24 protein-coding genes, 1 tRNA gene and 4 pseudogenes are annotated in these 23,536 nt (G+C 74.0%); 18 read left to right on the top strand and 11 right to left on the bottom strand.

What is annotated here, in order from left to right; translation table 11 throughout:
* Window positions 1-34: 34 nt before the first annotated feature.
* From ACQ95T_RS00415 to ACQ95T_RS00405, 3 genes are all read right to left on the bottom strand, one after another.
* Window positions 35-694, bottom strand: a complete 660-nt coding sequence (locus tag ACQ95T_RS00415) for a cobalamin B12-binding domain-containing protein (RefSeq protein ID WP_431473357.1) — start codon at window positions 692-694, stop codon at window positions 35-37.
* A 503-nt stretch (window positions 695-1,197) separates the two neighbouring features.
* Window positions 1,198-1,491 carry a hypothetical protein gene (locus ACQ95T_RS00410; protein WP_431473356.1) on the bottom strand — a complete coding sequence of 98 codons (294 nt, stop codon included), beginning with the start codon at window positions 1,489-1,491 and terminating at the stop codon, window positions 1,198-1,200.
* 3 nt (window positions 1,492-1,494) lie between these two features.
* Window positions 1,495-1,635: a hypothetical protein gene (locus ACQ95T_RS00405; RefSeq protein WP_431473355.1), complete on the bottom strand. Its 141-nt coding sequence runs from the start codon at window positions 1,633-1,635 to the stop codon at window positions 1,495-1,497.
* Between the two features lie 449 nt (window positions 1,636-2,084).
* Here ACQ95T_RS00405 and ACQ95T_RS00400 point away from each other — a divergent pair, with 449 nt between their 5' ends.
* Window positions 2,085-2,243 carry a hypothetical protein gene (locus ACQ95T_RS00400; RefSeq protein ID WP_431473354.1) on the top strand — a complete coding sequence of 53 codons (159 nt, stop codon included), beginning with the start codon at window positions 2,085-2,087 and terminating at the stop codon, window positions 2,241-2,243.
* A 77-nt stretch (window positions 2,244-2,320) separates the two neighbouring features.
* On the opposite strand, the gene ACQ95T_RS00395 is transcribed toward ACQ95T_RS00400, so the two are convergent.
* The 3 genes from ACQ95T_RS00395 to mgrA form a co-directional block, all read right to left on the bottom strand.
* Complete coding sequence (locus ACQ95T_RS00395; protein ID WP_425942861.1) at window positions 2,321-2,677, bottom strand: DsrE family protein; 357 nt, start codon at window positions 2,675-2,677, stop codon at window positions 2,321-2,323.
* Window positions 2,678-2,865: 188 nt separating this feature from the next.
* Window positions 2,866-4,215 (bottom strand): alpha/beta fold hydrolase, encoded by a 1,350-nt coding sequence (locus tag ACQ95T_RS00390; RefSeq protein ID WP_431473353.1) that lies wholly within the window; start codon window positions 4,213-4,215, stop codon window positions 2,866-2,868.
* A gap of 39 nt (window positions 4,216-4,254) precedes the next feature.
* A complete protein-coding gene (gene mgrA, locus ACQ95T_RS00385) occupies window positions 4,255-5,286 on the bottom strand; it encodes an L-glyceraldehyde 3-phosphate reductase (protein WP_425942859.1) in 1,032 nt (343 codons plus the stop codon).
* Window positions 5,287-5,401: 115 nt separating this feature from the next.
* Between mgrA and ACQ95T_RS00380 the strand changes: the two are divergent.
* Both ACQ95T_RS00380 and ACQ95T_RS00375 read left to right on the top strand, forming a co-directional pair.
* Window positions 5,402-5,890, top strand: a pseudogene (locus ACQ95T_RS00380) (NAD(P)/FAD-dependent oxidoreductase); the annotation flags it as partial.
* A gap of 190 nt (window positions 5,891-6,080) precedes the next feature.
* Window positions 6,081-6,305: an FAD-dependent oxidoreductase gene (locus ACQ95T_RS00375; protein ID WP_431473868.1), complete on the top strand. Its 225-nt coding sequence runs from the start codon at window positions 6,081-6,083 to the stop codon at window positions 6,303-6,305.
* Window positions 6,306-6,579: 274 nt separating this feature from the next.
* Here the strand turns inward: ACQ95T_RS00375 and ACQ95T_RS00370 are convergent.
* A pseudogene (locus ACQ95T_RS00370) lies at window positions 6,580-7,882 on the bottom strand (MFS transporter); the annotation flags it as partial.
* A gap of 250 nt (window positions 7,883-8,132) precedes the next feature.
* Here ACQ95T_RS00370 and ACQ95T_RS00365 point away from each other — a divergent pair.
* The 3 genes and pseudogenes from ACQ95T_RS00365 to ACQ95T_RS00355 all read left to right on the top strand — a co-directional run bounded on the left by ACQ95T_RS00365 (window position 8,133) and on the right by ACQ95T_RS00355 (window position 8,845).
* Window positions 8,133-8,357, top strand: a complete 225-nt coding sequence (locus ACQ95T_RS00365; RefSeq protein ID WP_431473352.1) for an ArsR/SmtB family transcription factor — start codon at window positions 8,133-8,135, stop codon at window positions 8,355-8,357.
* Between the two features lies 1 nt (window position 8,358).
* Window positions 8,359-8,523 (top strand): annotated as a pseudogene (locus ACQ95T_RS00360) (SRPBCC family protein); the annotation flags it as partial.
* 73 nt (window positions 8,524-8,596) lie between these two features.
* A complete protein-coding gene (locus ACQ95T_RS00355) occupies window positions 8,597-8,845 on the top strand; it encodes an SRPBCC family protein (RefSeq protein ID WP_431473867.1) in 249 nt (82 codons plus the stop codon).
* Between the two features lie 125 nt (window positions 8,846-8,970).
* On the opposite strand, the gene ACQ95T_RS00350 is transcribed toward ACQ95T_RS00355, so the two are convergent.
* Window positions 8,971-9,057 (bottom strand) — tRNA-Leu (locus ACQ95T_RS00350).
* A gap of 173 nt (window positions 9,058-9,230) precedes the next feature.
* Between ACQ95T_RS00350 and ACQ95T_RS00345 the strand changes: the two genes are divergently transcribed.
* The 9 genes and pseudogenes from ACQ95T_RS00345 to ACQ95T_RS00305 all read left to right on the top strand — a co-directional run bounded on the left by ACQ95T_RS00345 (window position 9,231) and on the right by ACQ95T_RS00305 (window position 18,478).
* The gene (locus tag ACQ95T_RS00345; RefSeq protein WP_431473351.1) at window positions 9,231-10,208 is read left to right on the top strand and encodes a hypothetical protein; all 978 of its coding nucleotides are present in this window, start codon (window positions 9,231-9,233) and stop codon (window positions 10,206-10,208) included.
* A gap of 218 nt (window positions 10,209-10,426) precedes the next feature.
* Window positions 10,427-11,458 (top strand): FhaA domain-containing protein, encoded by a 1,032-nt coding sequence (locus ACQ95T_RS00340; protein ID WP_425943460.1) that lies wholly within the window; start codon window positions 10,427-10,429, stop codon window positions 11,456-11,458.
* The gene (locus ACQ95T_RS00335; RefSeq protein WP_431473350.1) at window positions 11,459-11,932 is read left to right on the top strand and encodes an FHA domain-containing protein FhaB/FipA; all 474 of its coding nucleotides are present in this window, start codon (window positions 11,459-11,461) and stop codon (window positions 11,930-11,932) included.
* A 13-nt stretch (window positions 11,933-11,945) separates the two neighbouring features.
* Window positions 11,946-13,190, top strand: a complete 1,245-nt coding sequence (locus tag ACQ95T_RS00330) for a PP2C family protein-serine/threonine phosphatase (RefSeq protein ID WP_431473349.1) — start codon at window positions 11,946-11,948, stop codon at window positions 13,188-13,190.
* Window positions 13,163-13,423: a hypothetical protein gene (locus tag ACQ95T_RS00325; RefSeq protein ID WP_431473348.1), complete on the top strand. Its 261-nt coding sequence runs from the start codon at window positions 13,163-13,165 to the stop codon at window positions 13,421-13,423. Before ACQ95T_RS00330 ends, ACQ95T_RS00325 begins: the two co-directional genes overlap by 28 nt.
* Window positions 13,414-14,805 (top strand): annotated as a pseudogene (locus ACQ95T_RS00320) (FtsW/RodA/SpoVE family cell cycle protein). The gene ACQ95T_RS00325 and the pseudogene ACQ95T_RS00320 overlap by 10 nt, the downstream one beginning before the upstream one ends.
* Entirely contained in the window at window positions 14,802-16,259 is a 1,458-nt protein-coding gene (locus tag ACQ95T_RS00315) for a peptidoglycan D,D-transpeptidase FtsI family protein (RefSeq protein WP_431473347.1), read from the top strand. The pseudogene ACQ95T_RS00320 and the gene ACQ95T_RS00315 overlap by 4 nt, the downstream one beginning before the upstream one ends.
* Window positions 16,260-16,574: 315 nt before the next feature.
* The gene (locus tag ACQ95T_RS00310; RefSeq protein WP_431473346.1) at window positions 16,575-18,206 is read left to right on the top strand and encodes a protein kinase domain-containing protein; all 1,632 of its coding nucleotides are present in this window, start codon (window positions 16,575-16,577) and stop codon (window positions 18,204-18,206) included.
* Window positions 18,179-18,478 (top strand): hypothetical protein, encoded by a 300-nt coding sequence (locus tag ACQ95T_RS00305; protein ID WP_431473345.1) that lies wholly within the window; start codon window positions 18,179-18,181, stop codon window positions 18,476-18,478. The genes ACQ95T_RS00310 and ACQ95T_RS00305 overlap by 28 nt, the downstream gene beginning before the upstream one ends.
* Window positions 18,479-18,498: 20 nt before the next feature.
* Here the strand turns inward: ACQ95T_RS00305 and ACQ95T_RS00300 are convergent, their stop codons facing one another.
* Window positions 18,499-19,221, bottom strand: coding sequence for a DUF881 domain-containing protein (locus tag ACQ95T_RS00300; RefSeq protein ID WP_431473344.1), 723 nt, complete (start codon window positions 19,219-19,221; stop codon window positions 18,499-18,501).
* Between the two features lie 163 nt (window positions 19,222-19,384).
* Between ACQ95T_RS00300 and ACQ95T_RS00295 the strand changes: the two genes are divergently transcribed.
* Complete coding sequence (locus tag ACQ95T_RS00295; protein ID WP_425943453.1) at window positions 19,385-19,645, top strand: cell division protein CrgA; 261 nt, start codon at window positions 19,385-19,387, stop codon at window positions 19,643-19,645.
* A gap of 206 nt (window positions 19,646-19,851) precedes the next feature.
* Here ACQ95T_RS00295 and ACQ95T_RS00290 read toward each other — a convergent pair whose 3' ends face one another.
* Both ACQ95T_RS00290 and ACQ95T_RS00285 read right to left on the bottom strand, forming a co-directional pair.
* Complete coding sequence (locus ACQ95T_RS00290) at window positions 19,852-20,676, bottom strand: rhomboid family intramembrane serine protease (protein ID WP_425943452.1); 825 nt, start codon at window positions 20,674-20,676, stop codon at window positions 19,852-19,854.
* A 163-nt stretch (window positions 20,677-20,839) separates the two neighbouring features.
* Window positions 20,840-21,358: a peptidylprolyl isomerase gene (locus ACQ95T_RS00285; protein ID WP_425943451.1), complete on the bottom strand. Its 519-nt coding sequence runs from the start codon at window positions 21,356-21,358 to the stop codon at window positions 20,840-20,842.
* A gap of 157 nt (window positions 21,359-21,515) precedes the next feature.
* Between ACQ95T_RS00285 and ACQ95T_RS00280 the strand changes: the two genes are divergently transcribed.
* Window positions 21,516-22,922: a hypothetical protein gene (locus tag ACQ95T_RS00280; protein ID WP_431473343.1), complete on the top strand. Its 1,407-nt coding sequence runs from the start codon at window positions 21,516-21,518 to the stop codon at window positions 22,920-22,922.
* Window positions 22,816-23,181, top strand: coding sequence for a hypothetical protein (locus tag ACQ95T_RS00275; RefSeq protein WP_431473342.1), 366 nt, complete (start codon window positions 22,816-22,818; stop codon window positions 23,179-23,181). The genes ACQ95T_RS00280 and ACQ95T_RS00275 overlap by 107 nt, the downstream gene beginning before the upstream one ends.
* Window positions 23,182-23,536: the final 355 nt, after the last annotated feature.

Genomic DNA, 23,536 nt, shown 5'->3' with positions numbered 1-23,536 from the left:
CCCCCGACGGCCCCCGGAGCAAACCGGACGGGGGTCAGCCCGTCCCGAGCAGCTCGAGAGGGCCGGACTCCGCCTCGGCGAGCACCTCGGCCAGCCGGTCGGCCGCCAGGACGAGGTCCGGGGGGAGCACCCTGCCGGGCAGGTCGGCACCGGCGAGCTGGGCCGCGCGGCCGCCGAGGGCCAGGACCGCGTCGCCGGCGAGGAGGTCGAGCGCCACCCGGCTGGCGCGCAGCCGGGCCGGGTCGTCGCCGGAGACGACGACCACCTCCGGACGGTGGACCCGCACCGACCGTCGCAGGTCGTGCAGGGGCGTGCTCGCACCGAAGAAGCGGACCCGCCAGCCACGCTCACGGAGCAGCAGCCCGTAGGCCAGCAGGGGCAGGTCGTGCAGCTCGCGCGGAGGGCAGGCCAGCCAGGCCTGCGGCCCGTCGCCGCCGTCCCAGCCGGCCGACATCCGGTCCAGGGCCGAGCGCACCAGCTGGGTGGCCAGGTGCTCCTGGGCCACCGAGACCTCGCCACGCTCCCAGCCCAGACCGATCTCGCGCATCACCGGCACGACCAGGTCCCCGACCAGCGCGTTCCAGCCCCCGCCGTCCGCGCTCGCGGTCCAGGACGGTCGTGGCGGCGGCGTCGTCGAGGTCGACGAGGGCGTCGAAGAGCTCGCGACGTGCGTCGGGGGAGGGCATCCGGGCATCGTCGCACGCCAGGGCGGGGTTCTCGCGCCGGGACGCCAGCGGCATACCCTCTTGACAGGGGGTGTGACCAGGGTCACCCTGACGAGATCACGTCGCGTCAGGGGAGTTCGATGGTCACCACCACGACCGGCTGCGAGGTCGGTCTGCCCGTCGTGTCGCGGCTGCGGAGGTATCCCCAGCCGGCGGCCCGGTTCGCCCTGCGGGCGCTCGGGCTCGCCAGCCTCGGGGCCCGGCACGGCGTCCGGCTGCACCGGGTGCTCTACCCGACGACGGGGGTCGACGGACGGCCGACGCTGGCCTCCGGGCTCGTGGCGACGCCGGAGGGGGTGCGGCCGCACGCCGTGGTGTCCTACCAGCACGCCACCCAGACCCACCGGCTGCACGTGCCGTCGGCGCCGCACCGGCTCGAGGGCGTCATGGCCTCGCTGGCCTTCGCCGGCGCCGGGTACGTGTTCGTGGCGCCCGACTACCTCGGGATGGGCAGCTCGCCCGGACCCCACCCCTACCTGCACGCCCCGACCGAGGGGCGGGCCGTCGCGGACCTGCTCGACGTGCTGCCGCAGGTGCTGACCGAGGTCGGGACCAGGGTGCCCGAGCGGCTGGCCCTGCTGGGCTTCTCCCAGGGCGGCCACGCCTCGCTGGCCGCGCTCGCCGAGCTGGGTCGGCGGGAGGCGCCGTTCGAGGTGGTGGCGGTGGCCTCGGTGGCGGGCGCGCACCGGCTGGCGGAGACCGTCGGGCCGGCGGTGCTGTCCGGACGCTCGCAGCACCACACGACGTACCTGGCGGCGCTGGCCATGTCCTACGCGCGGGTGTACGGGCAGCCGCTGGACGACGTGGTGCGCGAGCGCTGGGCCCGACGCCTGCCGATCCTGCTCGACGGCACCCGCAGCTCGCTGGAGGTGGAGATGGCGCTGCCGCGCGACCCCACCCACCTGCTCACCCGGGAGACGGTCGAGGACTTGTGCGGCGGCGGCCAGGGGTGGTTCGCCCGGCGGCTGGCGGAGAACAGCGTGGGGGACGTGGGGACGTCGGCACCGGTGCGGTTCTACGTCGGCGGCCGCGACGTCGACGCCCCCGCCGAGGACGCCCACCGGGCGGCCGGGCGGCTGCGCGCCCACGGGGCCCGGGCCCAGGTCGTCCACGTCGGGGCGGTCGACCACAAGGGCACCGCCCTGGTCGCGGTCGGCCTCACGCGAGAGTGGTTCGACGAGGTGCTGGGGGGCGGTGCGGCTGTCGCCGGCGGGTCGGTGGCCGGAGCCGGCGGGTCGGTGGCCGGGGCCGCCGGGCCGGTGAACGGGGCCGGCGGGTCGGTGGCCGTCGCCGGCGGGTCGGCGAACGGGGCCGCCGGGCCGGTGGCTGTCGCCGGCGGGTCGTCGGCCGACGGGTGCGGTGGACGGGGTCGGCGGCTCCGGGGCCAGGGAGAAGACCAGGGCGGCGCGGACCTCGCGGCTGCGGTCGGTGCGGTCGGTGCACCTTCCGGCCCACCTGCCGGCGGTGCACCTGCCCGCCCACCTGCCGTTCAACCGGTTCCGGGCCCGCAGCGCCTGACCGGCGGTTCTGCCGCAGTCGATCATGGCCCTGATCGGGGCCACGATCGACTGCGCACGAGGCCCGCCCGGCAGCCGTCAGTAGCTGAACGTCGTCGCCCCGTCCCCGATCCACTCCCACAGCTGGACCGTCCCGCCCTTGACCGCGTTCGGAACGAACGTCTCGGGGTCGAGCTTCTTGGCGTCGACGCAGACGCCGCACACGATCATCCGACCCCCGGCCGCGGCATACCGCCCCATGAGCGTGGTCAGCGGCGGGCAGCCGTCGCAGGCCACCGCGACCGCCACGCCCTCCACGGCCAGCCGGGCGGCCTCCTTGGTGAGGAACATCATCGTCGGACGGCCGGCCTCGGCGGCACCGACGGCGACGAGGAACGCGACCGTGACCCGCTCGGTGTCCTCCAGACCGGTGGTGAGACTGATCGCTGCCTTCATGACGGGTCCTTTCGCCCTGGCGCCGCCACCCTGGCGGACACCTCGACGGTAGGAGCCGGCCGGCAGGTTCCTCATCGGTGCGCACGCGCAACCCACCGGACGGGACGGACCCACCGCCCCACGGGGTCGATGCGCGCACGCACGCACCGCCAGGCCCCGCCGGCGGCAGCCTCACTGCCGAGACTGCCTCACCGTCGGGACAGCAGGCGGGCGACGGCCGCGGTCCGGGCGTTCGGCCCGCCGACGCCGAGCTTGAGGTACACGTTCTGCAGGTGCCGCTCGACGGTGCGCACGCTGAGCACCAGCCGGCCGGCGATCTCGTGGTTGTCGAGCCCCTGCGCCGCCAGGTCCAGGACCTCCCGCTCCCGGGCGGAGAGGCTGTGGAGGACCTCCCGCTTCCGGGCAAGAGATGCTGTGGAGGATCTCCCGCTCCCGGGCAGAGATGCTGTGGAGGACCTCCCGCTCCCGGGCAGAGATGCTGTGGAGGACCTCCCGCTTCCGGGCGGAGCTGCTGTCCGGGTCAGGATCTTCCCGTGCACCCGCGGGGCCGACCGGTCCACCGGCGCCACCGGCGTCGTCGGCGTCGTCGGCGTCAGGGAAAAAACAGCGGCGTGTCGACCGTGTCCGTGTCCGCCGTGGGTGCCGTGGACCTCCTCAGCCGTCCGGGCGACGACGCCCCGGTCCTCGGCCAGGAAGGCGGTGACCTCGCGCAGGAACACCGGCCAGGCCGGCTCGTCCTCGAGCAGGATGTGGTTGCCGGTGTCCAGCGGGAGGAACCGGGCGCCGGGGATGTCGGCGGCCAGGCGTCGGCCGTTCTCGAAGCGGATCATCCGGTCCTCCTGCCCGTGGGTGACCAGCGTCGGCACGCGGATGCAGGGCAGGAGGTCGAGGACGTCGTCGGAGCTGCGCTGCCGTCGCGCCTCCACCGCCGTCCTCGCCGAGGCGGAGGTCTGGTGCAGCCGGTCCAGCCACACCATCTGCTCCTCGCTGGCGCCGGGGATCATCATCTGCGTGAACACCCGTCGGAAGGTGGGGTCGCTGCGGTCCCACCCGGCCGCGATCATGCTCTGGAAGGCCTGCTCGAGCGCCTCGTTGTCCTCCGACCGCGGCAGGAAGCGCGCGGCGAAGGTGTCCGCGCAGACCAGCCGGGTCACCCGCCCCGGGTGCTCCACGACATACCTGATCGCCGCCGGTCCGCCCTGCGCCATCGCCATGAGGGCGAAGCGCCCGAGCCCTGCGTGCTCCACCACGGCCGCGAGGTCGTCGACGCGGCGGTCGAGCCCGAAGTCGGTGACGTCGCGCTCGGACATCCCGAACCCGCGCTCGTCGTACCGGACCACCGTGGCCACCCGGCCCAATTCGGCGAGGTAGTGACGCCACACCGGGCTGCTCCAGTCGAACTCCAGGTGCGAGAGCCAGCAGCTGTTGAGGACGAGCGGCGGACCGGAGCCGTGCACGGCATACGCGATCGTCACCCCGTCCGTGGACCGGGCGAACCTGACCTGCTGCGACGCTGCCCCCGTCGGGTCCGCCGACATCCTCGCAGCGTAGACCTGCGGGGAGGGAACTGAACAGGCTCAACCCACCCGGGCGCCCCGCCACAGGTCGATGCCGGAGTCGACCGCGTGCTGGTCGATGAGGGCGAGCTCCTCCTCGTCGAAGCTGATGCGGTCGAGCGCGCCGACGTTCTGCTCGAGCTGCTCGGGACTGCTGGCGCCGATGAGCACCGAGGACATCCGCTCGTCGCGCATCGTCCAGGCCAGCGCCATCTGCGCCAGCGTCTGACCGCGACGGCCCGCGATCTCGTCCAGCGCCCGCAGGTGCTCCACGGTCTCCTCGGAGATCAGGTCGGTCGACAGGCTCTTGCCCTGGGTTGCCCGGGAACCCTCGGGGATGCCGTGGAGGTACTTGTCGGTGAGCATCCCCTGGGCCAGCGGGGAGAAGGCGATGCAGCCGGCGCCTACCTCGTCGAGGGTGTCGAGCAGGGCGTCCTCCTCGGTCCAGCGGTTGAGCATCGAGTAGGAGGGCTGGTGGATGAGCAGCGGGGTGCCGAGGTCCTCGAGGAGAGCCGCAGCCCGGCGGGTGTCCTCGCTGGAGTAGCTGGAGATCCCGACGTAGAGCGCCTTGCCAGAGCGCACGATGGCGTCGAGGGCTCCCATCGTCTCGTCCAGCGGGGTCTCGGGGTCGGGCCGGTGGTGGTAGAAGATGTCGACGTAGTCCAGGCCCAGCCGGCGCAGCGACTGGTCGAGGCTGGCGACCAGGTACTTGCGCGACCCGCCGACCTGGCCGTAGGGCCCGGGCCACATGTCCCAGCCGGCCTTGGTGGAGATGACCAGCTCGTCGCGCAGCCCCGCGAAGCTGCGCCGCAGGTGCCGGCCCATGTTCTCCTCGCTGGAGCCGTAGGGCGGGCCGTAGTTGTTCGCCAGGTCGAAGTGGGTGATCCCCAGGTCGAAGGCCCGGCGCAGCACCTGCTCCTGCCGCTCGAAGATCACGTCGTCGCCGAAGTTGTGCCACAGGCCCAGGCTGACCGCCGGCAGCTGCAGGCCGGAACGGCCCACCCGGCGGTAGTGCATCGTGTCGTAACGGGTCGGGTCGGGCGTGTACGTCATACCCCCAGTGTCGCGCAGGCGCCGCGGCTGCGTTCACCGGTCCGACGGGCGCGCGGCCCCCGACGCGCCTACAGTCCGGTGGGTCCGCGCGTCCGACCCGAAGGAGCATCCACCCATGGCCGGAACGCTCACGCCGGAGGTCATCGTGGTCGGAGGCGGTCCCGCCGGTCTCCAGGCCACCCTCACCCTGGCCCGTGTCCACCGGCAGGTCGTCCTCCTCGACGACGGCCAGGGACGCAACGCGTCCGCGGGTCACCTGCACAACCTCATCACCCGCGACGGGACGCCTCCGGCGGAGCTGCGCCGGATCGCCCGGGAGGAGCTGGCCGCCTACCCCACGGTCGAGGTCCGCGAGGTGCGGGCCGACCGGGTGCGCGACCTCACCGCGGACGGTGAGCCGGCGTTCGTCGTCGAGCTCGAGGACGGCTCCCACCTGCGGACGGCGCGCGTCGTGCTCGCCACCGGGGTACGCGACGAGCTGCCGCCGATCCCCGGCCTGGCCGAGCTGTGGGGGGACCTGGTCGTGCAGTGCCCGTTCTGCCACGGGCACGAGCTGGCCGGGCGGAGGGTGGGCGTGCTCGGCGCCGGGGCGGCCGCGCACACGGCGCGGATCATGCGGCCCGTCGCCTCCGAGGTGCTCGTGCTGGCCGACGGCGACGAGCTCCCCGAGGACCCCGGGGCGGTGGTCAGGACGGAGGAGGTATGCCGTCTGGAGCGGCTGGGGGACGAGGTCCGGGTGGTCTTCGCGCAGGGGGAGCCGGTCGTGCTCGCCGGGATCTTCGTGGCCAACGTCGGTGCAGGCCACCCCGTTCGCCGAGCAGCTGGGGCTGGCGCTGAACCCCTCCGGCGCGGTGCGGGTCGACGAGCACGGCCGGACGAGCCTGCCCGGGGTCTACGCCGCCGGCGACCTGGCCCACGTGCCCGCCCTGGCGACCCCGGTCCCCTCGATCGCCCAGGCCGTGGCGGCCGGGTCGATGGTGGGCGGCTGCGTGGTGGCCAACCTCGTCGACGGAGGGTGAGTCCCAGACGCAAGGTCGCCCACCTCCGGACCCGGTGCGGACGGCCCCGGGCGCGATGGTCCTGCCGATCGCCCCGGCCCCCGGCCCCGGCCGCGGGGACCCTACCGGTCGTCCTCCACCGCCCGCCCCGTTCCCTCGCCCTCGAGCACCACGTCGAGGTCGGTCTGCGACAGCGCCGCGGCGGCCGAGGCCGAGGCGACGACCTCCCCTGGTCCGGTGGCAGGCCCGGTGTCAGCGCCCGGCGCCGCGGCGGCGTAGGTCCGCCGCCCAGCGTCCGGTAGGCGGGGGAGGCCAGCGCCAGGAGCGCGACGACCATCATCAGCAGGCCCGCGACGAGGAAGACGAGCGCGATGCCCCGGGAGACGGGGGTCCCCACGCCCAGGAGCGGTTCGAGGGCGAGCCGGCCCTCCTGCGACGAGGCCCAGGGGATGATCCAGCGGTCGGCGAGCGGGGCGACCAGGAAGGCGGTGAGCGGCGCGGCAGCCGCCTCGACCGCCATCGCGAAGCCGAAGACCCTCCCCTGCCGCTCGAGCGGCACGACCCGCTGGATGACCGTCTGCTCGGCGGCCTCCACGACCGGGATGAGGCACATGTAGAGGAAGATGCCGAGCGCGTAGAGCCACCACCACTCGCGCACGGTGAAGAGGGCGCCGAGCAGGCCCATGACGGCGACGCAGAGCAGCAGGGTCCGGACGGGGCTCGGGCCCAGACCGAACCGGGCGACGGCCAGGCCACCGACGATGAAGCCGATCGAGCTGACTGACGCCCATCACCACGCCCCAGACCTCCACGGCGAACATCTCCAGCCCGTAGGGGTCCATCAGCGCCATGTAGACACCGCCGGCCAGGTTGTTGAAGGTGGCGAAGAGGATCAGCGCGAGCAGGCCGCTCGACGCGCGGATCACCGCGATCGACCCGGCCAGGTCGATCCGGCCGTGGTCGTCGCCGCCCGCCGAGGCCGGGACGAGCTCCTGCGGCATCCGCAGCAGCGTCAGGTGGAACAGGCCGGCCGCGACGAGGACGAGCGCCAGGGCAAGCGTCCACCCCATCCCCAGCAGACCGATCGAGAGGCCGGAGAGCACGCTGGTGGCCATGAACGTGATCCCCTGGGCGGTGCCCACCAGGCCGTTGGCCCGGTCGCGCCCCTCGTCGGCGACGAGGATCGTCACGCAGGTCGACAGGGCGATGTTGCGCATGTGCTCCACGACCGACCCCACGAGCACCAGCAGGCCGAAGACCCAGAACCACGGCTGCCGCAGGTCGGTCAGGATCGCCGGAGGGGTGTTCGTGTAGACCAGCGCGGCCGTCGCGAACAGGGTGAGGGTGATGGTCGTGGAGAACCGCATCACGGCCAGCTTGCGGTGATGGTCCACGATCGAGCCGAAGACGATGCTGCTCATCGACACCAGCAGCATGTACGCGCCGCCGATGACGCCCGTGGCCAGCACCGACCTCGTCTCCAGGTAGGCCCAGAAGGTCAGGGCGAACCACAGGTAGCTCGTCGTCAGGCCGGCGACCGCGGTGTTGCCCAGCAGGTGCAGGAAGGTGCGGCCGTCGGGGTCGTCGAAGGACCTCATGACCAGGTTCGACCGTGCCCGGGCGCCGAACTCATCGGTCCCCTCCGGCCGCACACGAGGTCATCGGTCCCCCACGGACGTCGAACCCGCGGTCCCCAGCGCCTCCCTTGACAATCTACAACTAAATGGTTGTATGTTGTGTCCATGGACGGATCGAGCGAGGACCGGGCGGACGCCCTGTTCCACGCGCTCGCTCGCCGACCGGACGCGGCGCGACATCCTGCGCCGGGTCCTGGCCGGGGAGCACTCCGTGTCCGCCCTGGCGGCGAGCTACGACATGAGCTTCGCCGCGGTCCAGAAGCACGTCGCCGTGCTGGAGCGCGCCGGCCTGCTCACCAAGCGCCGTCGCGGCCGCGAGCAGCTGGCCAGCGGCGACGTGGAGGCGGTCCGGTCGGTCGCCTCGATGCTCACCGAGCTCGAGGGGATCTGGCGGGGCCGCATCGCCCGCATCGACGCACTGCTCGAGGAGAACTGACATGCCCGTCACCGACGTCACCCAGGACATCGACACCCGCACGCTGACCATCACCGCCGAGTTCGCCGCCCCCGTGGAGCGGGTGTGGCAGGTGTATGCCGACCCGCGCCAGCTCGAGCGGGTCTGGGGCCCGCCGACCCACCCGGCCACCTTCGTCGAGCACGACCTCTCGCCCGGATCCCGGTGCACGTACTTCATGACCGGCCCGGACGGGCAGCGGGTACGGCGGGTGGTGGCAGATCACCGAGGTCGACGCACCCCACCGCCTCGCCTTCGACGACGGTTTCGCCGACGGCGACCTGAACCCCGTGGACACCGCGCCGGTCGCGCGCAGCGTCTTCACGTTCGAGGCGGTCGACGGCGGAACCCGGGCGGTATACACCTCGACGTACGACACGGCCGAGGCCCTGCAGCAGGTCCTCGACATGGGCGTCGTCGAGGGGGCCACCACCGCGATCAACCAGATCGACGGGCTGCTCGCGGCCTGAGCCCCGGCACGGGCTGAGGGCGGAATCCGGCACGGGCTGCGGCGGAGCCCCTGCACCGGACTGCTGGCAGCCTGGACCCTCGTCACGACGAAGCCCCCGGACCGCAGGGTCCGGGGGCTTCGTGCTGGTGCGCGAGGGGGGAGTTGAACCCCCACGCCCTTTCGGGCACACGGACCTGAACCGTGCGCGTCTGCCTATTCCGCCACTCGCGCGAGTGCCGAGCAAATGTAGCACGCACGCTCACAGCCCCCGAAATCTGCCGGTCGGCACCGATCCACGAGCTCACCCCCAACCCTCCGGTGCCCTGCGGCGTCACAGAGGCATCAGGAGCGCCGCACCACCCCGACCGTCCCGCCCCGCGTGGCTGTCCGACCAGGAGGAAACCATGAACCGTCCCCGCCGCACCCTTCCCGCCGCCGCGGCGCTCGTCCTCGTGCTCGCCGGCTGCGGCGCGGAGCAGGGCACCCCCTCGGAGACGGACCCGACCCCGTCGTCCGCGCCGGCCGGCGCGGACGACGGGGCCGGGAGCAGCACGGACAGCGCGACCGTCACCGGACCGGAGGACGCCGCGGGCACCGACGGCGCAGGCACGGGCACCGACGGCACCGGTGACGACGGCGGCTCGTCCGCTCCGACCTCGACCGAAGGGACCGCGGACGACACGTCGTCCGGCGAGGACCCCTCCACCTCGGGCGGCGGGACGGACCCGGCATACCCCTCCGATCCGAGCGCCTACGCCGACGCGCTCGTCGCGGCCTGGGCGGCCGGCGACACCGACCGGGTCGCCGACCTGGCCGTCGAGGAGGTCGAGCTCGCCACCGGCACGTGGTCGACCGACACCGAGTGGCAGCTCGAGCGCACCGACAACCTGAACCCGTTCGGCGACGTCGGCCAGGGCCGGTGGGCGGTCTACTACAGCCACCGCACCCAGGGCGCGTCCATGACGGTGACCGTCGACGGGGACGACCTCGGCGACGGGGAAGCTGTCGTCGGCGTGGACTACTACCTCATCGCGGGGTCCGCCGACGCGTTCGACCGGCTCGGGAGCCCGGTCAACGACTACGTCGACACCTTCCACCAGGCGATGATCGACCACGACGAGGCCGTCGTGGAGCGGCTCGGGACCCAGCGGGCCACGGACGAGGCGCTCGCCCACGACCCGGCCGTCGCAGGCCGTCTGGTCACCGACCACGGCTTCCTGGCCTTCGAGGACGAGCCGCTGCACATGCTGTTCAGCTTCCCCGACCACCAGGACCCCTCCGATTTCACCCGGATGCTGGACCTGGACGCGCGGACCGCGGCCGAGGGCGGGGACGACGGCGTGCTGCGGCTGAACGTGCTCACCGACTGGCGCTGGAGCTGACCGACGGCCCCCCGCGAGGCCCCGGCCTCCGGCAGCCCGCCACCGGCCCACGCCGGTCCCGGTCCCCTCCGGCCCGGTCCGCCCCCCGGCCTGGTCCGCCCCCGCCCACGGCAGGCCGCCGACCAGCGGGTCCAGCCCGTCCTCAGACCTGGACAGTACGATCGCACGGGCGGCGTCTGCCGCCGCGACCGACCGTACCGACCAGACGAGGAGGGGCCGTGGGAGTCTTCGACCGGCTCGAGCGAGGGCTCGAGCGCGCCGTCAAGCAGCCCTTCGCCCGGGTCTTCAAGGCCGAGGTCCAGCCGGTGGAGATCGCCTCGGCCATGCGCAGCGCGATGGACGACCGGGCCGCGGTGCTGGGTCCCGGACGCACGATGGTCCCCAACGTCTTCACGATCGAGCTGGCCGAGACCGACCACGAGCGGCTCAGCTCCTTCGAGCGCGCCCTCACCGACGAGCTCGTCGCCGCCGCCGAGGACCACGCCGACGCGCAGCGCTACGTCGCGCCCGGCCCGTTCGAGGTGCGCCTCGTGCACGGGGAGGACCTGGAGACGGGCATCTTCCGGGTCCGCCCCGCGGCCAAGGACGGGCGGGCCGGCGCGCGTGGCGGGGACCGGGGACGGGCCTCCGGCCATGACCGGGGGTATGCCGCGGCGTCCGCCGGTGCGGGTGCCGCCGCGGGTACCGCGGGCGGCGGCGACGGGGGGCCCGACCGCGACCTGTACCGCCGGCCGGCCGCCGACGCCCCTCGGGCCGCCGACGAGGGATCGGCCCGACCGCCGGTCGGGCAGCCTCCCGCCGGGGGCCCGGCCGCGGGTGCCCGCGGCGGCTCGGGCAGCGGCCATGACGACGGTGCGCCCGGCGACCACGACGGGAACCAGGGATACGACGAGCGCCGCACCGCCCAGTTCGCCCACGAGCCCGAGCCTGCGCCCAGCCGTCCGGCCCGGCCGCGGCGACCCCGCCCCTCGCTCGAGGTGGAGGGGCACCGCATACCCCTGACCGCCGCGGTGACCACCCTCGGACGGGACCAGACCGCCGACGTCGTCCTCGACGACCCCGGCGTCTCCCGCCGGCACGCGGAGGTGCGGATCACCCACGACGGCCCGCACCTGCAGGTCGTGCTGCGCGACCTCGGCTCGACCAACGGCACCTTCCTCAACGGCGACCAGGTCGGCTCCGAGGAGCTGCGCGACGGCGACCGGATGACCATGGGCCGCTCCACCGTGGTCTTCCGGCTGGAGGGGTGAATGGGTGAGCTGACCCTCAACCTCGTCCGCCTCGGGGTCATCGTGCTGCTCTGGGCGTTCGTGTTCTCCGTCGTGGGCGCCCTCCGCGGCGACCTCTACGGCACCCGCGTGCTCAGCCGCGGGGCCGGCCCGCCGCCCCGCAGGGAGTCCCGCGGCGAGCGTCGCGAGCGCAAGAAGCAGACCCCGACCCACGTGGTCGTCACCGAGGGCCGCCTGCGCGGCACGTCGGTCCCGCTCCACGACGCCGGCCTGCTCGTCGGGCGCAACCCCGAGTGCGCCCTCGTGCTGACCGACGACTACGCCGCCTCGGGCCGCCACCTGCGCATCTACCCCGGGACCGACGCCTGGTACGTCGACGACCTGGGGTCGACGAACGGCACGCTCGTCGACGGCCAGCGGATCACCACCGGGGCCCGGCTGGAGCCCGGCTCGCAGATCCGCATCGGCCAGACCGTCCTCGAGCTGCGGCGCTGAGCCGCCGGTCCGCATGGTCGCCCTCCGCTACGCCGCCCGCACCAACCTCGGGCTCGGCAGCAAGTCCCGCAACGAGGACTCCGCCTACGCCGGGCCCGAGCTGCTCGTGCTGTGCGACGGCATGGGCGGGCACGCCGCCGGGGACGTGGCCTCCTCGCTGGTCGTGGGCGAGCTGGTCCACCTGGACGGGGAGTCGCACGGGGCCGACGACGCGCTGGCCATCCTCGAGCGGGCGCTGGACGAGGCCAACCACCGGCTGGCCGACGTCATGGACGTCTACCCCGACTCCGACGGGATGGGCACCACCTGCATCGCGATGATGCGGGTCGGCGCGAAGTTGGCCGTGGCCAACATCGGGGACTCGCGGGCCTACCTGCTGCGCAGGGGACGCCTGACCCAGATCACCAAGGACCACTCCTTCGTCCAGAAGCTGCTCGACGAGGGCCGGATCACCAAGGACGAGGCGCGCCACCACCCGCAGCGCTCGCTGGTCACCCGGGTCCTCACCGGGCGCGACGAGGACCTCCCCGACCTCTCGCTGCGCGAGCTGCACGTGGGCGACCGCCTGCTGCTGTGCAGCGACGGGCTCTCGGACTACGTGGCCGAGGACACGATCGCCGAGCTGCTCGGGCAGACCGACCGCACGCCGGGGCAGGTGGCCGACCAGCTCGTGCAGGTGGCCCTGCGCGCGGCGACCCGCGACAACGTCACGGTCGTCGTGGCCGACGTCGTCCACGCGGGCGCCGGCACCACCAAGCCGCAGGTCGTGGGCGCGGCCGGCGAGCGCCGCAGCGCCCAGGCCATCAGCGCGCTGACCCCGGCCGAGAAGGCCGCGGTGCTCAGCCGGGAGGCCTCGGGGACGCCCGCGGAGACCCCGCTCCTGGCCGAGGAGGAGCCGGCGGCGCCGTGGCTGCGCTGGCTGCGCCGGGCCCTGGTGGCCACCGCCGCCCTGCTCGTGCTCGGGTTCGTCGGGTGGGGGGCCTGGAGCTGGAGCCAGCAGCAGTACTTCGTCGGCGAGGAGGACGGCCGGGTGACCATCTTCCGCGGCGTCTCCCAGGACCTGGGCCCGGTGGGCCTGAGCCGGGCCGAGGAGCGCACCGACCTGCAGGTCGAGGCCCTGCCGACCTTCTACCAGGAGCAGTGCGCCGCACCCTGTCCGCCGACGACCGGGCCGGCGCCGACACCATCGTCACCGAGCTGCGCGCGCTCGCCCGCGGCGACTGCACCCCCGTGGTCACGCTGCCCGACGGGTCGGTGACGACCGCGGTGCCCGAGGACGCCGTGGCGGTCACCGTGGGCCCCGGCGGGCTGCTCGCCCTCCCCCTCGGCCGACGCCTGGACACCGGCGTGGGCCTCGGGACCGGCATCGCCGCGCCCGACGCGGCCGTCTCGACCGCGGGCGGGGCGGACGGGGCCGGCAGCACCGCCGCGACGACGACCGACGAGGCCCGACCCACCGTGCGGGTCCTGTGGCCGGAGGGATGCCCGTGACCGCCGCCAGCCCCACCCCCTCGACCGTCACCAGCCTGCGGGTGCGCAGCGGGCGGACCGTCGAGCTGCTGCTGACCGTCTTCGCGCTGCTCGTCGTCGGCCTGGCCTACGTCAACGTCCAGCTGGCGACCGTGGGGGAGATCCCGCAGCTGGTGTGGTGGCACCTGGGCACCTACGCCGGGATCGTCCTGGCCCTGCACCTGGTCCTGCGCTGGCGGGCGCGGTATGCCGACCCGCTCCTGCTCCCGCTCGCGACCCTGCTCAACGGGCTGGGGCTGGTGATGATCCACCGGATCGACGTCGGCACCGGCTCGGAGGTGGCCGCGAGGCAGCTGATGTGGACGGGGCTGGCCGTGCTCGCCGCGGCCGGGACCCTCGTGGCCGTGCGCGACCACCGCGTGCTGCGACGGTTCACCTACCTGGCCATGGCCACCGGTTTCGTGCTGCTGCTGCTGCCGATGCTGCCCGTCGTGGGGCAGGAGATCAACGGCTCGCGCCTGTGGGTGCGCCTGGGGCCGCTCAGCCTGCAGCCGGGTGAGCTGGCCAAGATCGCGCTCACCATCTTCTTCGCCGGCTACCTGGTCAGCACCCGGGACGCCCTCTCCCTCGTCGGGCGGCGGTTCCTGGGCCTGCAGCTGCCCCGGGCCGCGACCTGGGGCCGCTCCTGGTCGCCTGGGGGCTGTCGGTGATGATCCTCGTCCTGCAGCGCGACCTGGGCTCGTCCCTGCTGTTCTTCGGCCTGTTCGTCGCGATGCTCTACGTCGCCACCGAGCGGATCAGCTGGATCGTCATCGGGCTGAGCCTGTTCGTCGGCGGGGCGTTCCTGGCCTGGCAGGTCTTCGGGCACGTGCAGGCCCGGGTGACCCTGTGGCTCGACCCGTTCGCCCCCGGGCAGTCCGACCAGGTGGCCAAGGGGTTGATGGGCCTGGGGCACGGGGGGATCTTCGGCACGGGCCTGGGGGAGGGCTATCCCTACATCACCTACTTCGCCAACAGCGACTACATCGTGGCCGCCTTCGGCGAGGAGCTGGGGATGGTCGGGCTGTTCGCCCTGCTGACCCTCTACGCCCTGCTCGCCGAGCGCGGGCTGCGCACCGCCATCGGCGCCCGCGAGGGCTTCGGCAAGCTGCTCGCCGCCGGGCTGTGCGTTCACCCTGGCCCTGCAGGTCTTCGTCGTCGTCGGCGGCATCACCCGGGTCATCCCGCTCACCGGTCTGACCACGCCGTTCCTGTCCGCCGGCGGATCCTCGCTGCTGGCCAACTGGATCATTGTCGCCCTGCTCATGCGGGTCAGCGACCACGCCCGCCGGCCGGTCTCCGAACGCCGCCAGGACCCGACCAAGGACCTGGCCCACCCCCGGGGGGAGGCCCGCACCCGATGAACACCCCGATCCGCCGACTGGCCTACGTCGTGCTGGCCATGTTCACCGCCCTGCTGCTGGCCTCGACCTGGATCCAGTTCGTCCAGGCCGACGACCTGCGCGAGCGGCCCAACAACCGGCGCACCCTCATCGACACCTACAGCCGCGAGCGCGGGGCGATCCTCGTCGACGGCGACGCCGTGGCCCGGTCCGTGGCCACCGACGACGACCTGGAGTGGGAGCGGCGCTACGACCAGGCCACCCGCTACGCCCACGTGACCGGCTACTGGTCCTTCATCTACGGGGCCGGCCTGGGCCTGGAGCGGGCCCGCAACGGCGTGCTCGCCGGCACCGACGACAGCCTCTTCTACCAGCGGCTCGTCGACGTGGTCACCGGCAGGCCGCCGCAGGGCGCCTCCCTGGAGCTGACGATCGACCCGCAGGTGCAGGCCGCCGCGGCCGAGGCGCTCGAGGGCCAGCGTGGTGCCGCGGTCGCGATCGACCCCTCCACCGGGGCGATCCTGGCGATGGTCAGCCGCCCCTCCTTCGACCCCAACGCGCTGTCCAGCCACCAGCTCAACGCGGTCGAGCAGGCCTACGAGGAGCTGTCGCAGGACCCGTCCCAGCCGCTGGTCAACCGCGCCCTCGCCGGCGACCTCTACCCGCCCGGCTCGACGTTCAAGCTCGTCGTGGCCGCCGCCGCGCTCGAGAGCGGGGAGTTCACCCCCGACAGCGAGCTCGAGGGCGGCATCACCTATACCCTGCCGGGCACCACGACCGACCTGCCCAACTTCGGGGGCGCGGCCTGCCATCCCGACGGCACCCCCAGCCTGGCCCGGTCCGTGCAGGTCTCGTGCAACACCTCGTTCGCCTGGCTGGCCGGGGAGCTGGGCGCCGACGCCCTGCGCGAGCAGGCCCAGGAGTTCGGGTTCGGCCAGACCCTGCAGGTTCCGATGACCGCCACCCCCTCGTCCTACCCCGAGGACCCCGACGACGCGCAGACCGCGCTCACCGGGATCGGGCAGCACGAGGTGCGGGTGACGCCGCTGCAGGTGGCGATGATCTCGGCGGGCATCGCCAACGACGGGGTGGTCATGGAGCCCCACCTCGTCGACACCGTCCGCAACCGCGACCTGGAGGTCGCCGAGCAGACCGACCCGCGGGCGCTCTCCCGCGCCGTCTCCGGCGCGACCGCCCAGGAGCTGACCGACATGATGGTCTCCGTCGTCGACGAGGGGTCGGGCCAGCTGGCCGCCGTCCCCGGCGTCCGCGTCGCGGCAAAGACGGGCACGGCCGAGTTCGGCGACAGCGGCGCCGCGCACGCGTGGTTCACCGGCTTCGCCCCCGCCGACGACCCGCAGATCGCGGTCGCCGTGGTCGTGGAGGCGGCGACCGACAACTGGACGGGCGAGACCGGCGGCCAGGTGGCCGCCCCCGTCGCCCGCGCCATGCTCGAGGCAGGAGTGTCCCCATGACCGACCCGACCCAGCCCACGCCCCCGCCCCCGCCCTCCGGGCCGGAGCCGCGGGTGCTCGGCGGTCGCTACGAGATCGGCGACCTCGTCGGCCGCGGCGGGATGGCCGACGTGCACGTGGGGCACGACCTGCGGCTCGGACGCACCGTGGCGATCAAGATCCTGCGCACCGACCTGGCCCGCGACTCCTCCTTCCTCGCCCGGTTCCGGCGGGAGGCCCAGGCCGCCGCCGGCCTGAACCACCCCTCCATCGTCGGCGTCTTCGACTCCGGCGAGGAGACCGTGCACGAGGCCGGCGGCGGCCGCCGCGGTCCACGTGCCCTACATCGTCATGGAGTTCGTGGAGGGCCACACCCTGCGCGAGGTCCTCAACGAGCGTCGGGTGCTCGACCCCGACGAGGCCGCCCGGATCACCGCGGCGGTGCTCGCCGCGCTGGAGTACGCCCACGAGCGCGGCCTGGTCCACCGGGACATCAAGCCGGCCAACGTCATGGTGACCGAGGCGGGCGCCGTCAAGGTGATGGACTTCGGCATCGCCCGCGCCCTGGCCGACACCGCGGCGACGATGACCCAGACCCAGGCGGTCATGGGCACCGCCCGCTACCTCTCGCCCGAGCAGGCGCAGGGTCTGGACGTGGACGGTCGCTCCGACCTGTACTCGGTGGGCTGCCTGCTCTACGAGCTGCTCGCCGGGCGCACCCCGTTCCAGGGGGACCCGGTGGCGCTGGTCTACCAGCACCTCGGGGAGACGCCCAAGGCGCCCTCGACCCACCAGACGAGCCTGCCGCAGGCGCTGGACGCGATCACCCTGCACGCGCTGGAGAAGGACCGCGACGTGCGCTACCGGACCGCCGGCACCTTCCGCGCCGACCTCAACCGGGCCCGCGCGGACGAGCCGGTCTCGGCCGACGCGCAGGCGAGCTACGCCCGGGCCCTGGGCATCGCCGGCGCCGGCGCGGCCGCCGCCGCCCGCGCCCGGAACGGTGGTGCCGACGACACCCGGGAGGTCGGCCCCGCAGGCGAGGAGGACGACACCCGGCGCTGGGGCCCGGGGTCCGCCGGGGCCGCAGCGGGCGGCGCCGCAGCGGCAGCAGCCGCTGCGGGCGGCGGTGCCGGTATGCCGTCCGCGTCCGCCGCGGGCTCCGACGCCACCGACCCGGGCGGTCGGGACCGCGACGGGCGCGCGTCCGCGGCATACCCCGCGGGCGACGACCGTGACGAGCGCACCGACGAGATGCCCGTCCGCGAGCGGCGCCACCGGGGTGCCGCGCTCCTGCTCGGCGTGCTTGCCCTGCTCGCCGTGGCCGGGATGTCGTGGGTCCTGTGGCAGGTGGTGGGCCCGGGGGCGGAGGAGGAACCGGTCATGGTCACGGTGGTGGACACCGTGGGGATGACCGAGCCGGAGGCCCGCACCGAGCTCACCGGGCTGGGGTTCACCGTGCCCGACGCCGAGGAGCGCAACAGCGACGCCCCCGTGGGGGAGGTGGTCGAGCAGGACCCGCCCAGCGGCCAGCTCGAGGAGGGCTCCGAGGTGCTCATCGTCGTCTCCGCGGGGCCCGAGGCGATCGAGATCCCCGACGTGCTCGACATGGAGGAGCAGGCGGCCCGGGACCTGCTCGAGCGCGAGGGCTTCACGAACGTGCGCGACGAGGCCGAGGAGGTGCACGACCCCGACGTCGAGGAGGGGCAGGTCGTCAGCACCGAGCCGCAGCCCGGCGACGAGGTGGAGCCCGACCGCGAGATCGTGCTGACGGTGGCCAGCGGCCAGGTCGAGGTGCCGGACGTCGTCGGCCTGTCCAGCGACGAGGCGGCCGTGGCCCTGAACCGGCAGAACCTGACCTACACCTTCGAGAACCGCCGCACGGCCGACGCGGAGCCGGGGGGACGGTCCTGGAGCAGTCGGTCGAGGAGGGCGAGCTCGTGGACCAGGGCGAGGAGATCGTGCTGATCGTCGCCGCCGAGCCGGTGCTGGTGGAGACGCAGACGGTGGAGCGCACGGTCACCACGGAGCCGACCCCGGTGCCCGAGCCCGACCCGACGGACGAGCCGGAGCCGACCACGCCGACGACCCCGGCCGACCCCGACCCGACGACCGAGCCCCCGCCGGACCCGCCGCCGACCACCGATCCGCCGGAGGAGGAGCCGGAGCCTCCGGTCGAGCCCACCGGTCCTCCGGACGGGGCGGGACCGCCCGGCGGGCCGCCGGGGCAGCGCGACTGAGGGAGGCTGACCGCGGGCGGTCAGTCGTTCCGGCTCTCGATCTCCTCGGCCTCGGCGGGCACCACGACGGGCGTGGCGTGCTGCGGCCGCAGGCTGCCCGCGTAGGCGGGCATCTCCATCCGGCCCAGCTCGGTGGCGGTGTAGCCGAGCCCGATGAGCTCGGCCCAGTCGCGGTAGGTGCTCACCGTGGGGTCGTCCTCCAGGGCGGAGAGCATCGCCGCCGGGTCGCCGATCGCGGTCACGGTGTAGGGCGGGGAGTAGACCCGGCCCTGCAGGTAGAGCGTGTTGCCCACGCACTGCACCGAGCTGGTGGAGATGACCCGCTGGTCCTGGACCATCATGGCCTCGGCACCGCCGGCCCAGAGCGCGTTCATGACGCCCTGCAGGTCCTGCTGGTGCACGACCACGTCGTCGACCGAGTACCCCTCGGGAAGGGTGTCCAGGCTGTACCCCGCGTCGTCGAGGGTCACCTGCACCGCCGGCCCCTCGACCGGCCCGAGGCCGACCGCCGGGGCGAGGGCGTCGGCCGCGCGCGTGAGCTGGCGCGTCTGGCTGGTGTCGACCGCCGCCTGCAGCAGCGTGGAGACCTCGTCGCGCAGGCCCTCGGCCTGCTGGGTGAGCTCGCGCACCTGGGAGTCACGGGCGGTGATCAGCCCGGGCAGGTCGCTGACGCTGCCCACGGGCGGACGTTCCCGGGCCAGCGAGGCGCTGGTGCCGAAGAGGAGACCGGCGAGCAGGAACATGACGGTGACCCCGACGGTCTTGACGGGCCGCCCGGGCGTGCGCCTTCCGGGGACCGACCCGTCGGCCCGCCCGTCCTGTCCCGTCCCGTCGTGCTCGAACTGCTCATCCCCACCAGCCTATCCGCGTATCCTGACCGTCACCCGACCGTCGAAGGAGACCCACGTGCCCGAGTCCCGAGGCCGAGAGGGCGCCAGGCAGCGCGCCCGCCGCACCAGCGAGCTGCCGCAGAGCCAGGCCCCCGCACCCAACCCGCCCTGGTTCGTCCCCGTGATGACCGGGCTGATGATCGTCGGCGTGCTGTGGGTCGCGACCTTCTACATCACGTCGGGCCAGTGGCCGATCGAGTCGATCCGCTACTGGAACCTCGGGATCGGCATGGGGCTGATCATGGCGGGGTTCGTCATGGCCACCCGCTGGCGCTGACCCGAGGGACGCGCCCCTGCCCCAGGACGCGCGCCTGCCCCAGAGTTGTCCACATTCTGTCCACACTCTGGGGATGAATCACACGCTTGTCATTCGTTTTTGTGGATAACTTCCGCCCGGCGGTGGACAAGGGCGGTGCCCGGCCGGTCTAGCCGGTGAGGGCGGGCCCCGGCGCCCCGCACTGCGCAGGACGGCCCGGGCCGGTCTCAGCCGGTGAGGGTGAATGCTCCGGCGCCGAGCACCTGGACGATGCGCAGGACGCCAATCCCCAGGAGGAGGGCCGCCAGCCCGGCGATGCCCGGCCAGAACATCGCCCGGCGACGCACGGCCTCCTTCGTCCGTCCGGTGGCGGAGGTCAGCAGGAGCAGGCCACCCACGGCGGCCCCGGTCACCGCGCCGCCGACGTGCGCCTCCCAGGCGATGCCACCGACGAAGAACGGCAGCGCCAGGTTGATGCCGATCATCACCAGCAGGGCCGTGGGGACCTGGCCCTGGCGGGCCAGGAGCACGACATACATGAGGAGCAGCCCGAAGATCGCGCCGGAGGCTCCCACGACCTGGACGAACCAGCCGGGCTCCAGGGGGCTGAGCAGCAGCACCCCGATCGAGCCGCCGATCGCGCTCAGCAGGTAGACCAGCAGGAAGCGCACCCTGCCCAGGGCCGCCTCGAGGGTGGGCCCGAAGGCGTAGAGGATGTACATGTTGAACAGGATGTGCAGCAGCGACGTCGGCGAGTGCACGAACGCCGAGGTGATGAACCGCCAGGGCTCGCTGCCGGCGAGCACCCCCACGAACGACAGGTCGCGGGTCAGCCCGGGCACCAGCCGCTGTCCCAGGTACACCGCCACGCACAGGCCCAGGATGGTCCAGGTCACGAGGGGAGGACCGTCGGCGACGCGCGCCCCGAAGCGGGTGCGCGGCGTGGGGGTGGTGCGGGCACCCTCCTTGACGCAGTCGACGCACTGGATGCCGACGGCCGCCGGCCGCTGGCAGTCCGGGCAGGTCGGGCGACCGCACCGCTGACAGCTCACGTAGGAGACGCGGTCGGGGTGCCGGGGGCACGTGGGTGGGCTCGACGCCCCGCCGGACCCGGGGGGACCCGCCGACGCACCGTCGCCCGCACGGGGGTCCGGACGGTCGTCGGCAGGCCCGTGGCCCGGCGGGGTCGGGGAGCTCACGCGCTGCCCGGTCGGGTCAGCGCTCGACGCTGACGCGCTCGATGACGACGTCCTCGAGCGGCTTGTCGTTGGCCCCGGTCCGGACCGCGGCGATGGCGTCCACGACGTCGCGGGAGGCCTGGTCGGCGACCTCGCCGAAGATGGTGTGCTTGCCCTGCAGCCAGGTGGTGGCGTCGACGGTGATGAAGAACTGCGACCCGTTGGTCCCCTTGCCCATGCGCTTGCCGGCGTTGGCCATGGCGAGCATGTAAGGCTGGTTGAAGTTGTGGTCGGGGCTGATCTCGTCGTCGAAGGTGTACCCCGGGCCGCCGATGCCCTCACCCATCGGGCAGCCGCCCTGGATCATGAAGTTGGGGATGATCCGGTGGAAGACGAGGCCGTCGTAGAACGGCTGCGGGGCCGTGCGCCCGGCGTCGTCCTTGTACTCCTTCTCACCCGTGGCCAGGCCGACGAAGTTGGCCACGGTCTTGGGGGCGGCGTTCTCGAACAGCTCGAGATTGATGTCGCCGTGGTTCGTGTGCAGCGTGACGTTCATGGCGCACAGTCTCGCACGAGCGCCCGACGCCCCCATGAGGACGCCACCGGCCCCCACCCCCGATGCCCCCACGAGGACGGCACCCACCCCACCCCCGGTGGAGTTGTGATCGGCGACGGTGCAGGATGGAGGGCAGACAACCGAAGGAGGAGCAGTCGTGTTCTTCAAGACCGACGCCGACCGTGCGTCCGCCCAGGCCGCCAAGGCCCGTCACGACGCTGGGGAGGCCGGCAGCATCGCCGCCACGGGGGCCCGCAACCTCGGTGCCGCCGTGCTGGCGACCCTGGCGGAGGTGACCGCCCCCAAGGACGACACCAAGGGTCGCAAGCACGCCCAGAAGGCCCGCACCAAGGCGCTCAAGGCCGCCACCCACGACCGGGAGGCCGCCGCCAAGGCCGCCTCGAGCGCGGCGGACCACGGCCGCAAGGCCGCGGACCTGGGACTGGCCGCCGCCGACCGCACGACCACCAAGGCCGGCAAGGCCGCCCGGAAGAAGGCGTCCAAGGCCAGCAAGGTCGCCGGCAAGAAGGCCGGCCGGGCCAACAAGAAGGCCGAGAAGTCGGCCGGACGGCTGGCGGCACTGGCCGGGACCGCGGCCGTGGGTGCGCGCTCCGGCGCCAGCCACCTCGCCGAGGAGACCCGTGAGCGCGGCAGCCACCTGGCCGACAGCGCCCGGGAGCGGGCCGAGCACCTGGCCGAGCGCACCGGGCCGCTGCGGGCAGACGCCAAGGAGAAGGCCGGCGTCAGCGCGGCGCTGCTGGCCGCCCTGGCCGCCGCCGCCCGCGACAAGGCCGAGGAGACCCGCACCCGGGCCGTGCTCGGCGTGGACCACGGGATCGACGCCGCCGTGCCGCGCGCCCAGGAGGGCGTGGCCGCGGTCGGTCCGCGGGTCGACCACCTGCGCGACGTCATCAACGAGGAGCTGCTGCCCAAGATCCAGGCGATGCTCGGCGACGTCCAGGCCGGCAAGGACCGCGTCCTGACCCAGGAGGAGGGCTTCGCCGCCGCGGTGACCGGTACGCCCAAGAAGCGCAAGAAGAAGGGTGGCGTGCTCATCGCCCTCGGCCTGCTGGCCGCGGCCGGAGCCGCGGTCGCCTGGTGGCTGGGCGAGCAGGAGAAGTCCCCCGCCAAGGACCCGTGGGCCTCCCAGGCCGGCGGCGCCGACCCCTGGGCCAGCCGGACCCCCGCCACGGCGGGCGGCCGGCACCACCCCCGGGGTGGCCACGACGACCGGGACCACGCCGGAGGTGGCCGGGGCCAGCGTCTCGGCCACCGGTGGGGCGACCACGGCCACGACGCCCAGCGCCGAGTCCTTCGGCGTCGGGTCGGCCACCGCCACGGGGACCCCCGGGGCTGGTGCAGCGGCCGCAGGTGCGGCCAGCACCGGGGCAGCAGACACGACCGCCACGAGCCAGGAGACGCCCATGACCGACGACAGCTCGACCGAGCTCCCCCGCATGCTCGACTCCGAGGAGATCGACGAGCTGGCCTCGGAGGAGCCCTCGACCTCCGACGAGCAGACCCCCGGGGAGTCGCCGACCGACGAGATCGCCGCGGCCCGTGAGCACCACGGCGAGCCCGTGAGCCACGCGAGCGACACGGACGAGGACACCGACGTCGAGGACGGGTCGGTGGCGCACGAGGAGGCCGAGGCCCGTGACCGGGCCGACGACGCCACCTGGTCCGGTGCCACCGACCGGTCCGACGAGGACGACCGGGCCGGCCTGGGCACGGGGCCCGACGTCGACGCCGACCCCGCCCAGCCCCCGCTGGACCGGCCGGCGGCCGAGCGTCGCTACGACGACAGGTCCACCGGCATCTGACCGGCACCACCCCGGGCCACCGGGAGCGCACGACGACCGAGGGCGTCCTCCAGCACGGAGGGCGCCCTCGGTCGTCCCGAGGGCGTCGCGTCCCTCCGCCACCGCAGGGAAGCATCCGGGGACCAGCCTTCCGACACACCGGGCAAGAACGGTGTGACGGATGGGGCGCGAACCTACGCTGGTCGCGACCGCCGCGCACGCGGGGAACGGATCGTGCCGCCCGGAGGCAGCGACCGCCCCGCCCCGTGGTCGTGAGGAGGTGGGCGGCCGATGTCCCTGCCCGCGCACCTGCCCGACGAGGCCACCGACCTGCTCGCCCCTCCTGAGGAGCTCCTCGAGGAGGGGTTGCTGCGCC

Origin of the sequence: Ornithinimicrobium carbonis (genome assembly GCF_050703245.1) — a bacterium.
Classification (GTDB): Bacteria; Actinomycetota; Actinomycetes; order Actinomycetales; family Dermatophilaceae; genus Ornithinicoccus.
The sequence above is the reverse complement of the archived record's forward strand: the minus strand, read 5'-3'. Positions and strand labels throughout refer to the sequence as shown.

What these genes read in the sequence shown, in the direction of transcription:
- ACQ95T_RS00415 (WP_431473357.1), bottom strand. Translation starts at nt 694, where the DNA reads ATGCCCGGATGCCCTCCCCCGACGCACGTCGCGAGCTCTTCGACGCCC.
- ACQ95T_RS00410 (WP_431473356.1), bottom strand. Translation starts at nt 1,491, where the DNA reads ATGGCCAGCGCCGCCAGGTACGTCGTGTGGTGCTGCGAGCGTCCGGAC.
- ACQ95T_RS00395 (WP_425942861.1), bottom strand. Translation starts at nt 2,677, where the DNA reads ATGAAGGCAGCGATCAGTCTCACCACCGGTCTGGAGGACACCGAGCGG.
- ACQ95T_RS00390 (WP_431473353.1), bottom strand. Translation starts at nt 4,215, where the DNA reads ATGTCGGCGGACCCGACGGGGGCAGCGTCGCAGCAGGTCAGGTTCGCC.
- mgrA (WP_425942859.1), bottom strand. Translation starts at nt 5,286, where the DNA reads ATGACGTACACGCCCGACCCGACCCGTTACGACACGATGCACTACCGC.
- ACQ95T_RS00345 (WP_431473351.1), top strand. Translation starts at nt 9,231, where the DNA reads ATGAACCGTCCCCGCCGCACCCTTCCCGCCGCCGCGGCGCTCGTCCTC.
- ACQ95T_RS00335 (WP_431473350.1), top strand. Translation starts at nt 11,459, where the DNA reads ATGGGTGAGCTGACCCTCAACCTCGTCCGCCTCGGGGTCATCGTGCTG.
- ACQ95T_RS00330 (WP_431473349.1), top strand. Translation starts at nt 11,946, where the DNA reads ATGGTCGCCCTCCGCTACGCCGCCCGCACCAACCTCGGGCTCGGCAGC.
- ACQ95T_RS00315 (WP_431473347.1), top strand. Translation starts at nt 14,802, where the DNA reads ATGAACACCCCGATCCGCCGACTGGCCTACGTCGTGCTGGCCATGTTC.
- ACQ95T_RS00300 (WP_431473344.1), bottom strand. Translation starts at nt 19,221, where the DNA reads ATGTTCCTGCTCGCCGGTCTCCTCTTCGGCACCAGCGCCTCGCTGGCC.
- ACQ95T_RS00285 (WP_425943451.1), bottom strand. Translation starts at nt 21,358, where the DNA reads ATGAACGTCACGCTGCACACGAACCACGGCGACATCAATCTCGAGCTG.
- ACQ95T_RS00275 (WP_431473342.1), top strand. Translation starts at nt 22,816, where the DNA reads ATGCTCGACTCCGAGGAGATCGACGAGCTGGCCTCGGAGGAGCCCTCG.